The sequence below is a fragment of the Sphingobacterium cellulitidis genome (genome assembly GCF_043187465.1).
Lineage (GTDB): Bacteria > Bacteroidota > Bacteroidia > Sphingobacteriales > Sphingobacteriaceae > Sphingobacterium > Sphingobacterium cellulitidis.
Map to the genome: position 1 here is coordinate 381,695 of NZ_CP171136.1, position 14,491 is coordinate 396,185.

A 14,491-nucleotide genomic window follows, 5' to 3' on the forward strand; every position below is an offset into this window, starting at 1 on the left:
TAATAATGGCTGATCAATTAAAAAGAATATTGTTTATAGACCGCGATGGGACGTTGATACTTGAACCAGAGGATGAGCAGATTGACTCATTTTCCAAGTTGAAGTTCTATCCTGGAGCTTTACAATATTTACCTAAAATAGCGAAAGAACTGGATTTTGAATTGGTATTGGTAAGCAATCAAGATGGATTAGGTACTTCCTCTCATCCGGAGGAAAACTTTTGGCCGGTTCATCAATTTGTTTTAGAGGCTTTTGCTGGTGAAGGGGTGACCTTTATCAAAGAACATATTGACAAGACCTTTCCACATGAGAATGCAGATACGCGCAAGCCGGGAATTGGAATGTTAAAAGAATATTTTGATGTATCAAAATATGACTTAGCAAATTCCTTTGTGATTGGAGATCGAGTAAATGATGTGAAATTGGCTCAAAATTTAGGTGCCAAAGCCATTTGGCTTCGGAATAATGATGAGCTAGGCAAGCATGAGAATGTGGAGATTTCCACCCAATGCATAGGCTTGGAAACTAGTGATTGGAAATCCATTTATGAATATTTGAAGTTAGGCAGTCGTACGGGCGAACACCATCGCAAGACGAATGAGACTGATATTTATATCAAGTTGAATCTTGATGGCAGTGGTCAGTCTGATATTGATACAGGTCTTCCATTTTTTGATCATATGCTGGATCAATTGGCACGTCATGGAGCTTTGGATCTTACGATCAAAGCCAAAGGAGATTTGCATATTGATGAGCATCATACCATTGAGGATACGGGTATTGCCTTAGGAGAAATCTTTTTATCTGTTTTAGGCAATAAGAGAGGGATAGAACGGTATGCATTTACTTTACCGATGGATGATTGCCTGGCGCAGGTAGCAATTGATTTTGGAGGTCGTAATTGGATAGTGTGGGATGCGGAATTTAAGCGTGAAAAAATCGGTGATATGCCAACAGAGATGTTTTTTCATTTCTTTAAATCCTTTTCAGATGCTTCCAAGTCGAATTTAAATATTCAAGCGACAGGGGAGAATGAGCATCATAAAATCGAGGCTATTTTTAAGGCATTTGCCAAAACGATTAAGAAAGCAGTGCGTCGGGATGTTGATAATATGCAACTTCCTAGTACAAAAGGACTTTTATAAAAACGAAATTCGAATATTGGGGTTATATATAGGAGAATCATGATTGGAATAGTAAATTATGGGGCGGGGAATATATTTTCCATTACAGCGGCCTTAAATCGTCTAGGAATATCTTATGGGATGATTAATACGGCTTCGGATTTTGATTTATATGATAAGGTAATCATTCCGGGGGTTGGCCATGCGGGTGCTGCGATGGAGAAATTGGTAGAATCGGGGTTATCGGAAACGATAAAGACTTTGAAGAAGCCTGTTTTAGGAATATGTGTGGGGATGCAATTGATGACTGATTTTTCGGAAGAGGGGAATGCAGATTTATTAGGGATTATACCATTAAAGACGTTACATTTTGAAGGAAAGGTACATGAAAAGGTTCCACATATGGGATGGAATAGTATCAAATTTGAAAATAACTGTCCACTTTTTATGGATATTCCCAATAATTCCTATTTTTATTTCGTTCATTCTTATTACATTGAACACGAATTGACCTATAGCGTAGCGACATGTGATTATGGGTTGCCATTTTCGGCAGCAATAGCAAGAGAAAACTTCTGGGCAGTACAATTTCATCCGGAGAAATCGGGACAAGTCGGGGAGCAGTTGTTGCGGAATTTTAATAATTTTTAATGATTTTTTTTAGACTATGTATATAATACCTGCAATAGATGTTTTGGACAAAAAGGTTGTCCGTTTAAGAGAAGGTAACTATCAGGATGTTACGACTTATTCGATCACTTTAGAGGAACAAATTGAGAAGTACCATGCGAATGGTACTGAAATCGTCCATATTATTGACCTTAATGGTGCAAAGGGTGATTTTAGCAATCAGGAATATTTGTTTGATATCATCCGTAGAACCGAGATGAAGGTTCAATATGGTGGTGGAGTACGTAGTATTGAGAAAGTGAAGGAATTAGTGGATGCAGGTGTTTACCGTGTGATTGTAGGAACACAGGCTATTACAAATCCGACCTTCTTGGAGGAACTGAGTAAGTTAAATGAAGGCCGAATTAAATATGCGGATCATATTGTCATCGCCATTGATGTATTGGATGAGGTAATCAAATACTCCGGCTGGCTAGAAAGTTCGCCTATTAAATTGATCGAGTACATTGATAAGTGTTTAGGCTTAGGGTTTTATCGCTTTTTATGTACAGATATTAGCAAAGATGGGAAATTAGGCGGTGCAGGAGTTGATCTATATAAGAAATTGCTGGACCATTCACCAATTATTAAATTAATAGGTTCCGGTGGTATTAGCTCCATGCAGGATATTGAGGAGTTGAATAATTTAGGTAAAATGGAATCTGTGGTTGTGGGTAAGGCGATATACGAAAACAGGATTACGATTGAAGAGATCAAAGATTGGAATCTAAAAGCCTTAATTAGTTTTTAGGATGCTAGCAAAGCGTATTATTCCTTGTTTGGATGTGAAGGATGGTCGGACGGTCAAGGGGGTTAATTTTGTTGACCTTCGGGATGCAGGAGATCCGGTAGAATTGGCATGGCAATATTCCCAACAAGGTGCTGATGAATTAGTTTTTTTAGATATTACGGCTACCCATGAACGTCGGAAGACGACGGTTGATCTAGTGAAAGCGGTCGCACGTCAAATTAATATTCCATTTACCATTGGAGGCGGAATTAATGAATTATCCGATGCGGATGTTTTATTAAATGCAGGTGCCGATAAGATTTCAATTAACTCGGCTGCGGTTAGGAATCCAAAGTTGTTGGATGAATTTGCAAAGGCTTTTGGGGTTCAATTCGTAGTCTTGGCTGTTGATACTCGCTTCGTGGATGGCAAGAACTATGTTCACCTTCGCGGCGGTCGGGATATGACAGATATACAAACGGAAGACTGGGTCAAGGAAGCCGAGAACCGTGGTGCAGGTGAGATTTTGCTGACTTCGATGGATCATGATGGCACCAAGAATGGATTTGACAATGGCTTATTAAAGCAAATTAATGATTCCATTCATATTCCATTGATAGCCTCTGGCGGAGCTGGAAATCAACAGCATTTTGTGGATGTATTTCAGCAATCCAATGTGGATGCAGCATTAGCGGCTTCTGTATTTCATTACGGGGAAATATTAATTCCCGAATTAAAAGAAACATTACACGCTAACGGAATAGCCGTTAGACGTTGATCATAATAATAAGATGACAATTGATTTTAATAAAGCTGATGGACTCGTTCCGGTTGTAATTCAAGATAATCAAACCCTAGAGGTTTTGATGTTGGGTTATATGAATGAGGAGGCTTGGAAAAAGACACAAGAGGAGAAGAAGGTAACTTTCTTTTCCAGAAGTAAAAATAGACTTTGGACCAAAGGTGAAGAGAGTGGAAACTTCCTACATGTAATCAGTAGCCATATCGATTGTGATCAAGATACGATCTTAATTAAAGTTGATCCGGTAGGTCCAACTTGTCATACGGGTACTCGCAGTTGTTTTAATACAGAGTTTAATCAAAACTTCCTGCTTCAATTGGAGCGTATCGTGCAACATAGAATAGACTTTCCAAGTGATGAGTCTTATGTGAATCGCCTTAGATCCAGGGGGATCAATAAAATAGCACAAAAAGTAGGTGAAGAGGCTGTAGAAACAGTAATTGCGGCTTTGACCGAAACGGAGAAAGATTTTATTAATGAGACTTCGGATCTGATGTTCCACCTTATTGTCTTGTTAAAAGAGAAGGGTATGAGTTTGGAGACCATTGCCAAGAATTTGGAAAGCAGACATCAATAGTTTAAAAATATTTGAAATTAGAAGCAGGTCCTCAACTGAAAGTTAGGGACCTGTTTTTATTTCTAGGCTATCCGAGGTATATTTGTATACCATGAATCCAGACAAGATTAACATCAACTTAAAAGGGACATTAACAGGTCATCAGAATCCAATTTTTACATTAGCCATTTCAGAGCTTCATCCGGAGATATTATTTACGGGAGGGAATGATAAGGGAGTGGTTCAATGGGATTTGAAAACGATGAGCTTTCAACGGATTTTATGTAAAGTTTCTAGTTCAGTATATAGTTTGTTGACCATTCCAGGAACTAGCTTGTTAGCGATTGGGATGCGTTCTGGGCAGGTACTAGTTGTGGATACCGTGGACCAAGTCTTAAAAGCCAATTTAAAGGTTGATTCCGGTGCGGTCTTCTCCATAAAAACTATTCCGGGCAAGAATGAAATGATTGCTATTGGTGAGGAGGGTTATGCCTATGTTTGGAGTTTGGAGAGCTTTGAATTGTTATATCGATTTAAGGTTTCTACAACGACGGTTCGGGTCATTGAACCAAATAGTGCTGGTTCCATTATAGCATTTGGGGATAAAAATGGTGAAATACATTTGTTTGACGCGAATGATTTTCATGAAATATGTTCCAAAAAGGTACATTCACAATCCGTGACCAGTTTACAATTTGACTCTCAGGATCAATTACTCTCCGGAGGGAGAGATGCCAAGCTGGTGAAGTCAGATCTAGAATTAAAGCAAATCCAAGAGATTGTACCCCATATGTTTACGGTATATGGAATTGAGCAGGGCAATCCGAAAGAATTGGTTGCTACTGTAAGTCGAGATAAAACATTAAAGATTTGGCGTGCAGAGGACTTAACATTAGTTAAAAATATTTCTAGAGATCGTGCCTTTGATAGCCATTATCTTTCCATCAATGCCATGTTGTGGTTTCAAAACCAGATCTTCACGGTAAGTGATGATAAAACGGTTAAGATATGGTTGGTGGATCTTGAATAATTACCGGAATTTGCTTTCTACGAATACTGCATCGGTAATACACAATCGCGGTAGATATCATGGCTAATCCCATGGCGATAAGTAAATATGGGCCTAAATCAAAATTTTGCGAGATAGGATTTGTTTTCGATTGGTCATAAACCCCATAACATCCCCAAGCCAATACCGCTGATACCGATGGTAAGTAATTGTAATAGGAATAAGTCAGCATAATGATGCTTATTATGGTCAATATTCCCAGGTTTAGGTAAAAGAATAAATGATCCCCCAAAGACAGACTCAATTTGGAAAGGATGATAGCTGAATTAAAACCTAGGACGAACATCAACCAACCTGTATAAACCCCAAATCCGAGTCTAATAAAATACCTTGTAAATGAATTTGATGTTAATTTTTTAATCTGGATGCGTTTATTGATCAGGATAAGCGTAAATAAACAAATACAAGAATATAAGATAGACCAATAGAAATAGTCATTATGTTTTAATGTCATGCTTAATCCCAATGCTAGTTGGTTAAGGATGAGCAGGTAATCGATTTTTTGAACTTTTTTGATGGTATTCTCATTGGAATTTGTTGGCTGACTTCCCACATACATGAGATACGCTGCGAGGACCATGTTGAACGCAATAAAGGTCCAAATTTTATAGGTAAATTTCGCGGGGGTTAAGTAGGATGGGTAGAATGCTATGGTGTCCGTAAAAGAATAATTAAAGAGAAATCCATTTTCCAAGCATGCAATCCATAAAAAGTTTATGGCTACTATCACTAAATTCAATAAAGATAACGTCTTTGGTGCAGCCATATCTGGTTAATAGTTATGTGTTTGGCAGCACAAATATACATTATTTACTTAGAATTAAGAAGCTCTAAAATTTGAATTAAGTATTGCTTATCGATTAAGTCGAAGGAATTTAAATCTTTACTATCGATGTCGAGGATTGCCATACACTTTCCGTCCATGAAGACTGGCAGTACAATTTCAGATTTGGAAAGGGAGCTACACGCGATGTGTCCTGGGAACTCGTCTACATTAGGGACGATTAAAGTTTCTTCCTTCGCCCAAGCCGTGCCACAAACACCGCGGTTATGCGCAATTCGAGTACATGCAACTGGACCTTGGAAAGGACCTAAAACCAATTCATTTCCTTCCACTAAATAAAATCCTACCCAAAAGAAATCGAATTGCTCTTTTAAGGCGGCACAAATATTTCCAAGATTGGCAATCAAGTTGGTTTCGCCATGAAGAAGTCCTTTAATTTGGGGTAATAAGGATTGATATTGTTCTTCTTTGTTACCTTTTGCGATTTGTAAATCTTCAGCCATGCTGTAATTATTAATTTTGCTGCAAATATACAAAAACGTGTGGTTAAATAGATTATTGCTAAGGATGATGACCTTAAAATTATAGGATAAAAAAAAGCCGTCAATTTAATTGACGGCTTTTAACATGCTTTTAATTTAAAGAATAAATGCTATTTACAGTTTTTTCAATGCTGCTTTAATTAATTGTTCAACGGATAAATCCGGTTCTGCGGCATAGATCGATTGCAGCGCTTTCTCGGCCTGAGCCTTCGGGAATCCCAGCATGACCAAAGCTGTTAAAGCTTCTTCAGCAGAAGAAGGTTTACTGATTGGAAGAGGGATAAGAGCATCTGGCCCTTGTTTTTTAAGTTTATCCTGAAGTTCAAGAATTACCCTTTGCGCCGTTTTAGGACCGATTCCTTTAATTTTCTGAATGATATTCACCTGACCATTTACGATGGCTTGTTGAATTTCTTCAGGAGTAATTGAAGAAAGCATCATTCTTCCGGTATTGGGGCCAATTCCCGAAACCGAAATCAGATGATGGAACAAATGTCTTTCTGCTTCAGTAGCAAAGCCAAACAGGGTTTGGGAATCTTCGCGAACTTGAAAGGAAGCAAATAATTTACATTCTTCCTGGTCTTTAATCTGACTGTAAGTAGTTAAAGAAATATGTAAATAATAGCCAATCCCACCCACTTCAAGAACGACATGGGTAGGGGCTTTAAATACTAGTTTACCTTTAAAATATTCGTACATAAGCAATGCTTATTGATTTTTAGATTCTTTTTCATGTTCAATGGCATCTACCACAGCAATGGTAACCATGTTTACAATTTCACGAACCGAACTATCCAATTGTAAAACGTGGATAGGTTTGTTCATACCAAGAAGAACGGGACCCACAGCTTCTGCATTACCCACCTCTTGAAGAAGTTTGTAAGCGATGTTTCCAGATTCCAGGTTCGGGAATACTAAAGTATTAGCTGGCTCACCATTCAAAGTTGAGAATGGGAAGTTGTCCGCTAGTAAGTTTTTGTTTAAAGCGAAGTTTGCTTGGATTTCACCATCAGCTACAATTTCAGGATGCTGTTTGTGCAGGATACTTACAGCTTCTCTTACTTTGTCGGAGATATCACCAATATTCGAACCGAAGTTAGAGTAAGATAACATCGCCAAACGAGGTTTGATATTGAAACGCTTCACTGCAGAATCCAATAACACAGAGATATCGGCTAATTCCTGAGCGTTCGGGTTTGAATTCACAGTTGTATCGCCAAAGAATAAAGGACCTTGGCTAGTCAACATGATATACATACCAGCTACTCTGCTACCTGGTTTAGCACCGATAACCTGTAAAGCTGGGCGAATGGTTGAAGCATAATTGCGAGTCAAACCAGAGATCAAAGTATCTGCATCACCAAATTCTACCATACTTGCAGCAAAGTAGTTACGGTTGGTCATTAACTTTTTAGAATCTAATTTATTAACGCCTCTACGTTGTCTTTTTTGGTACAAGTGATCCGCATATTTTTCGAATCTTTCTGTTTTGATTTCAGATTGAGGGTCAATTATCTCTACGCCATCTAACTCAAAGCCGTATTCATGAATTAAGCCATTGATTTTTTCTTGGTTACCCAATAGGATTGGGAAAGCAATTCCTTCTTCCTTAACGATTTGGGCAGCACGTAAAGTTTTGTAGTTATCTGCTTCTGCGAATACCACACGTTTAGGGTTAGATTTCGCTTTTGCAGTGATGGTACGGATCAAACGATCATCTTTACCTAATCTTTTGCGTAATTCATCGCGGTATGCATCCCAATCTTCAATTACCTTACGAGCAACACCGGATTCAATGGCTGCTTTAGCAACTGCTACGGAAACTTCGGTAATCAATCGAGGGTCTGTAGGCTTAGGAATTACGTAATCAATTCCGAAACGAATGTTATTAGTGTTATAAGCGATGTTTACTTCTTCTGGTACAGGTTGTTTAGCTAATTCAGCGATTGCTTTCACTGCTGCAATTTTCATTTCTTCATTAATGGCAGTAGCTCTAACGTCTAAAGCACCACGGAAGATATAAGGGAAACCTAAAACGTTGTTTACCTGATTAGGGAAATCAGAACGTCCAGTACCCATGATAATATCGTCACGAGTTTCAATTGCTAATTCATAGGCAATTTCAGGATTAGGATTCGCCATTGCCAGAACGATAGGCTTCGGAGCCATGCTTTTCAGCATTTCTGGAGTCATAACATCTGCTGCCGATAGACCAATGAATACATCTGCATTATTAACAGCGTCTGCTAAAGTATGGATATCGCGGTCGGTAGCCCATTCTGCTTTTGTAGCATCCAAGACTTCTCTATCCTTACGGATCACGCCTTTACTATCCAACATCACAATATTTTCTTTCTTAGCACCTACGGCAACATACATTGCGGTACAAGAAATTGCTGCTGCACCAGCGCCATTTACGACGATTTTAAGGTCAGCAATATTTTTACCTTGTAATTCAGAAGCATTGATCAGTGCAGCACCAGAGATGATAGCTGTACCATGTTGGTCATCATGCATTACAGGGATATTCATTTCCGCCTTCAGTCTACGTTCGATTTCGAAACATTCAGGGGCTTTAATGTCTTCAAGGTTAACACCACCAAAAGTAGGTTCTAATGCTTTAACGATATTTACAAATTCATCTACATTTTTAGTGTCTAATTCGATGTCAAATACATCAATGTCGGCAAAGATTTTAAATAAAAGTCCTTTACCTTCCATTACTGGTTTACCAGCTTGCGCACCGATATCACCTAGTCCCAATACGGCAGTACCGTTACTAATTACGGCCACCAAATTTCCTTTAGCGGTATATTTATAAGCGTCTTCGCTATTTTCTGCGATTGCTAAACAAGGTTCAGCTACCCCTGGGGAATAGGCCAAAGATAAGTCTCTTTGCGAACTATGAGGTTTTGTAGGAACGACTGCAATTTTACCCGGACGCCCCATTGCATGGTAATTTAAAGCGTCTTTTTTTCTGTTGATGTTACTCATTACAATTTTGGTTTATTCTATATTTCGTGATTATCACCTCGTAATAATCTATTTTAATGCATCTAATAATTTAAACATTCTCTGGCGCATCTGTCCAGCAGGTCCTTGGTAGTTATTAACCAACAAGGCGAAGGTATATTCCTGACCATCACTTGCTATCTGATAGCCAGTATAACCTAAAACACCGCCAATAGTACCACTTTTCATTGAAGTATTATTAATTTTTGGTAATGATTTCAAGAATTCATCATACCAAGGCCTTCCTTTAGCATACTGCATGATCTTAGCCATAGCTTGTGTAGTCACTCTATTTTGCGGGGATAATCCTGAACCGTCAAAGGTATTGATGGCGCTAGGTTGAATGGAAAGTTTGTTTTGCCAGTATTTTGAGACCAAATTCGCGGCATTTTCCGTATTGAAATCCATTGCTGAAACTCCACCGATTAGTTTCAATAAAGCCTCCCCGTAAAGATTAATGCTTTTTTGATTAAACCAGTGAATAATTTCTCCCATTCTTGGAGATTTAGTGGCAAGAATAAGGTTTCTATTTCCTTCCATTAACGATAATGAATCAAGGTTCATTAATCTTTTTGCAGTTGTTACGGAGTCAGCGATTAAGATAGAATCTCTTTGGAGCACATCATACAATGAATATGCGAGGTCCAATGCTGGGTCAGGAACAGAAATTTCAATTGTTTTTTTAAGGTCAGCGCCATAGGTCCCTCTTAGGAATACTTCAGTGGAGTAAGGTGCTGAATAGGCATATACCTTATCCCCGGAGCCAATGGGTCCGGTTTTAACTTCATTAATCAAGTTGTAGAATGGGGCCTTTTGGACTGGGTTTAAAGTTGCTGGTTGACCCGGTTTTGAACTTGTAAAATTGATGCCGAGTTTATTTTCTTTCCAGTTTAAGGCAGAAACACCTGCGCCATAATAATTTCCGATATCGGTCCACATCCAAGTTCCTGGTACATCGTATCCATTAAAGAGTTTATCATCAGCGATGATTTTGCCATTGATGTTTTTAATGCCAAGTTTTTTGATCGCTGCGGCCCAATTGGCCAGGATTACTTCCGGTTTGGTTTGCGGATATCGGTCACTGCCAAGGGTAGGGTCGCCTTTCCCGTCAATGATGATATTTCCATTTAAAGTACCTAAGGAGTCAATTTCTCCCGTATAGGAAAGATCCGTTTGGAATGTAAAATCTGCTCCCAATAAGTCTAGTGCCGTAATGGAGGTAATCACCTTCAAGGTTGATGCTGTTGGCATTCCAATCTGATTATTGCTATCGAAAACAATCTCACCAGTTTTAGAATTGATGACGGTCAGGGATGCCATTCCATTTTGAAGAGATGGGTTTTTAGTGAAGGATTCAAAAGCTGTTTTAACTTTTGATTTTACTTCTTGAGCCTGTACAGATTGAAAACTAGTCAGGCTTAAAACCGCAAAGAAATAGAAAAATGAAAAAAATCTTCTCATAGCTAGCAAATATCGTAATCTACTGCACAAGTAGTGCATTTAAATTGTAAAATTTCAAATGTATGATGAAGTAAACGTATTAATTGTGAGAGTTTTTATAACTTGCGATGATTATTAAAAATTACATAATGAAGTACATCGATAAGTTAGCTTCCCTCCGACAAGAGATGAAAGAGAAGGCTGTAGATGCCTATATTATTCCTTCCTCTGATCCTCATATTAGCGAATACCTTCCAGAACGATACAAATGTATAGCATGGACCTCAGGTTTTACCGGTTCAGCAGGGACATTGGCCATTACGCAGGATTTTGCAGGTTTATGGACAGATTCACGCTATTTTGTACAAGCTAATGAGCAATTGGCAGGTACCGGTTTTGAATTGGTTAAACTCCAGGTTCAAGGAAAAGCTGAATATGCGTCCTGGCTTGCGAAGAAATTGAAAAAAGGAGATACCGTAGCTTTTGATGGGAATTTAGCCTCGGTTGCAGTTGCGCAATCGGTTCAATCTGAATTAGAGCCATTAGGAATTAATGTAAATGGTCATCTAGATTTATTAGAACCAATTTGGAACAATAGACCAGAACTTCCTAAAGAAAAAGCCTATTTATTGGATGTAGCAAGTACTGGACAATCTACCAAGGATAAATTAGCAGTAGTAAAAGAGAAGTTAAAAGATAAACGTGCGGATTTGCATTTTGTATCCTCGCTAGATGATTTAGCTTGGATTCTGAATATCCGTGGGAATGATGTGCATTGTAATCCTGTCGTATTAGGATTCTTATTAATTGAGACAGATAAAAACACTTTGTTTATTGATCAGGAGAAACTAAGTTCTTCCGATCTGGCTTCCTTAAAGGAGTCTGGGGTTGAAGTTTCAGCATATCATTTGGCATTTGATGCGATTAAGCAAGTGAAAGGCGAACGTATCTTATTGGATCCTAAGCGTACTTGTTTTGCAAATTATGACTCAGTCCCTGAAGGTATTGAAATCATTGAAGATATGAATCCATCCACTTTGTTGAAATCTATCAAAAACGAGGTGGAGATCAATCATACTCGCCATGCGATGGTTAAAGATGGAGTTGCATTAACTAAATTCTTTAAATGGGTAGAGGAGAATGTAGGTTCAGGTGAATTGTCAGAAATTTCCATTGCTGAGAAATTACAAGATCTACGTGCAGCATCTGAAGGCTTTGTAGATATTTCATTTGATACCATTGCTGGATATAAAGCGCATGGAGCATTACCTCACTATAAAGCTACAGACACAAGTAATTCAACATTAAGTGCTGAAGGATTATTATTAGTGGATTCAGGCGGTCAATATAAAGATGGTACAACCGATATTACCAGGGTAATTTCGTTAGGTAATATTACAGCTGAGGAGAAAAAGGATTATACCATTGTTCTAAAAGGTACTATTGAGGGTTCTCAAGCCATCTTCCCGGTTGGAACGAAAGGATATTCCATCGACGCTATTACCAGAAGACCTATCTGGGAAACATTTAGAAATTATGGACATGGAACCGGGCACGGTGTAGGATATTTCTTGAATGTACATGAAGGACCGCAAGTGTTTAATATGGCAGCAATCGATATCCCAGTCGAAGAAGGTATGATTACCTCCATTGAACCAGGTTTATATAGAGAAGGACATTACGGAATTCGTATTGAGAATCTGGTATTATCGAAAAAAGTGGAGAGCAATCAGTTTGGTGAATTTATGGACTTCGAGACGTTGACCATTTGTTATATCGATACCCAATTGGTAGATAAGAGTTTGTTGGAACAAAAACATGTAGATTGGTTGAATAAGTACAATGCATGGGTTTATGAACAATTGTCGCCGAAATTGGAAGAAGCAGAAAAAAATTGGTTGAAAGAAAAGACCAAAGGTATTTAAAACGAGACGGGCTGTTAATTAACAGCCCGTTTTGGTTTTATAAATAGGGGTCATCCTATTTTTTTTCCATCCAAATCCTATTGAATAATATGGGGTCGTCGGCGGAAAATTCGATGGTTAATTCCTGTGGTTTAGAAATTTTTATTTTTCCGACAGGAACATCCAGGAATTCTTCTACATACCAATTTTGATTGGGTTCAACTGTTATTTTTCCGTTGGGTTGTATGGTTGTAGAGATTGGGCTGTTGTTTTCCGTGATATGGATTTTGGTTGGTTTACCAGTTCCATTGTGTAAGGAGGTTTCTAGGGAATATTCTCCGGCTTCGGGCAGAAAGACTTTCCATATAACCTTTTGGTTTGCTTTTAAGATCAGGTGGTCGGGTTTGGTGCCATTGAAGGCTTTGAATTCCAGATCTTTTGAAAGGTGGTTTTTAGCATTGAGTGAAAATCCTCCGAAAGTAGATTCAGCAGCGACATCGGTATTGAATTGTGGTTGATCGATGGTTACTTTCAACACAGAGACATAAGGGTCGGGCTGTTGATCAGGTAAGTGAATATGGAGGATCGGGCCATATTGTTCAAACTTAAGGGGCTGAGCAGTTTCGCCATTGAGGACTTCAATTTTTTTGGGGCTGCTTTGGATTCCTGTTACTCTTAGGATTTTATCCAATGGCCAATTATAAACGTGCAGGAATAGTTCTTTTGTTTTGTTGTTGATGGTCATTTTTCCCCAATCGTGTTGAGAAAAACGAATTGGTAAGCCATTGTTGAAATATATAGCTTGACCGTATTTATTTAGCCATCCGCCCATGTCCAGTAATCTTTGTACACCTTCATACGGCACGGATCCATCCGCTCTTGGGCCGATATTCAAGGTGTAAGAGCCATTTAGACTAACATTATTTATCAAGGATTGGAAGAGCTGATTGGTAGATTTCCATTCGTTTTCAAGAGCATTGAATCCCCATGAGTGGGCAATAGTACCTGGGGTCTCCCATATATGATCGGTATACGCAGATCCGAACTGGTTGTCACCTAAAGTTTCAAAATCTACATGTTCATTTTCAATAGGGAAACCAAGTCTGGAATTGATTAAACATTTGGGTTGCAGTTCATGAATCAAATTAGCTAATTGGTCCAGTTGTTCCTTTTTGATGATGCTTTGTTGATAAGGAATCCACATGTCAAACCACATCATGGCGATATCACCATAATCAGTAAGCAATTCACGAATTTGAGGGATTACTTTTTCTTGCCAATATTGGTTGTATTGAGCATCCGTAACTCGGCCTGTGACTTCCTGATTATGATTCCATGCATAAGGGTGTTGCCAATCGATCCAATGAGAATAATAGAAACAGAGTTTGATATTATGTTTTTTACAAGCTTCTGCAATTTCTTTGATCACATCTCTATTTGTTCCACTAAGTTTAGGTAAGGAATAATCACTGACTTTACTATCCCATAGGGCCACACCATCATGATGTTTGGACGTAATGACAATATACTTCATGCCGGCTTTTTTAGCCAGGAGCACCCATTCTTCAGGGTTTATTTTGTTCCAATCAAATCTCTTTGCTAATTCACCATATTCAGCTTCCCCAATTCGGTTTCTATATCGGATCCATTCCGCATAATTGTTGGGGTGTCGCAGTCTTTCGCCTTTCCAAATTCCTTCGGTGGCACTGTATAGTCCCCAATGGATAAACATACCGAAGCGGTCATCTTCCAGCCATTGGGCTTTTTTGGTTTGAGAGAAGGAGGGTAGGGAACTGAGAATAAAGAGTAGTACAAGAAGATAATGTTTCATAATTAATAAATTTGAAGGTCCAAAAGTC

The 14,491-nt window shown here is 38.6% G+C and carries 12 protein-coding genes and 1 pseudogene; 7 read left to right on the top strand and 6 right to left on the bottom strand.

Annotation, left to right across the window (positions count from 1 at the left end; genetic code table 11):
• Positions 1-5: 5 nt before the first annotated feature.
• From hisB to ACF3OC_RS01735, 6 genes and pseudogenes are all read left to right on the top strand, one after another.
• On the top strand, positions 6-1,145 hold the full coding sequence (gene hisB / locus ACF3OC_RS01710; protein WP_094255666.1) for a bifunctional histidinol-phosphatase/imidazoleglycerol-phosphate dehydratase HisB: 1,140 nt from the start codon (positions 6-8) through the stop codon (positions 1,143-1,145).
• A 39-nt stretch (positions 1,146-1,184) separates the two neighbouring features.
• The gene (gene hisH, locus ACF3OC_RS01715) at positions 1,185-1,775 is read left to right on the top strand and encodes an imidazole glycerol phosphate synthase subunit HisH (protein WP_094255665.1); all 591 of its coding nucleotides are present in this window, start codon (positions 1,185-1,187) and stop codon (positions 1,773-1,775) included.
• Positions 1,776-1,791: 16 nt separating this feature from the next.
• Positions 1,792-2,544 (top strand): HisA/HisF-related TIM barrel protein, encoded by a 753-nt coding sequence (locus ACF3OC_RS01720; protein WP_094280308.1) that lies wholly within the window; start codon positions 1,792-1,794, stop codon positions 2,542-2,544.
• Between the two features lies 1 nt (position 2,545).
• A complete protein-coding gene (hisF, locus tag ACF3OC_RS01725; RefSeq protein ID WP_094255662.1) occupies positions 2,546-3,301 on the top strand; it encodes an imidazole glycerol phosphate synthase subunit HisF in 756 nt (251 codons plus the stop codon).
• A 10-nt stretch (positions 3,302-3,311) separates the two neighbouring features.
• Positions 3,312-3,902: pseudogene (hisIE, locus tag ACF3OC_RS01730) on the top strand (bifunctional phosphoribosyl-AMP cyclohydrolase/phosphoribosyl-ATP diphosphatase HisIE); the annotation flags it as partial.
• Positions 3,903-3,993: 91 nt separating this feature from the next.
• Positions 3,994-4,911, top strand: coding sequence for a WD40 repeat domain-containing protein (locus ACF3OC_RS01735; protein ID WP_392470743.1), 918 nt, complete (start codon positions 3,994-3,996; stop codon positions 4,909-4,911).
• Here ACF3OC_RS01735 and ACF3OC_RS01740 read toward each other — a convergent pair.
• From ACF3OC_RS01740 to dacB, 5 genes are all read right to left on the bottom strand, one after another.
• Entirely contained in the window at positions 4,883-5,716 is an 834-nt protein-coding gene (locus ACF3OC_RS01740) for a hypothetical protein (protein WP_094280306.1), read from the bottom strand. The two genes, ACF3OC_RS01735 and ACF3OC_RS01740, sit on opposite strands and share 29 nt — an antisense overlap.
• A 44-nt stretch (positions 5,717-5,760) precedes the next feature.
• A complete protein-coding gene (locus ACF3OC_RS01745; RefSeq protein ID WP_094255654.1) occupies positions 5,761-6,237 on the bottom strand; it encodes a GAF domain-containing protein in 477 nt (158 codons plus the stop codon).
• A 153-nt stretch (positions 6,238-6,390) separates the two neighbouring features.
• Positions 6,391-6,975 carry a Holliday junction branch migration protein RuvA gene (gene ruvA, locus ACF3OC_RS01750; protein ID WP_094255652.1) on the bottom strand — a complete coding sequence of 195 codons (585 nt, stop codon included), beginning with the start codon at positions 6,973-6,975 and terminating at the stop codon, positions 6,391-6,393.
• Positions 6,976-6,984: 9 nt separating this feature from the next.
• Positions 6,985-9,270: an NADP-dependent malic enzyme gene (locus ACF3OC_RS01755; protein ID WP_094280305.1), complete on the bottom strand. Its 2,286-nt coding sequence runs from the start codon at positions 9,268-9,270 to the stop codon at positions 6,985-6,987.
• Positions 9,271-9,318: 48 nt separating this feature from the next.
• Positions 9,319-10,749, bottom strand: a complete 1,431-nt coding sequence (gene dacB, locus ACF3OC_RS01760; RefSeq protein WP_094280304.1) for a D-alanyl-D-alanine carboxypeptidase/D-alanyl-D-alanine-endopeptidase — start codon at positions 10,747-10,749, stop codon at positions 9,319-9,321.
• A gap of 128 nt (positions 10,750-10,877) precedes the next feature.
• Between dacB and ACF3OC_RS01765 the strand changes: the two genes are divergently transcribed.
• Positions 10,878-12,653: an aminopeptidase P family protein gene (locus ACF3OC_RS01765; RefSeq protein WP_094280347.1), complete on the top strand. Its 1,776-nt coding sequence runs from the start codon at positions 10,878-10,880 to the stop codon at positions 12,651-12,653.
• Positions 12,654-12,708: 55 nt separating this feature from the next.
• On the opposite strand, the gene ACF3OC_RS01770 is transcribed toward ACF3OC_RS01765, so the two are convergent.
• Positions 12,709-14,463, bottom strand: coding sequence for an alpha-L-fucosidase (locus ACF3OC_RS01770; protein ID WP_094280303.1), 1,755 nt, complete (start codon positions 14,461-14,463; stop codon positions 12,709-12,711).
• Between the last annotated feature and the right edge of the window lie 28 nt (positions 14,464-14,491).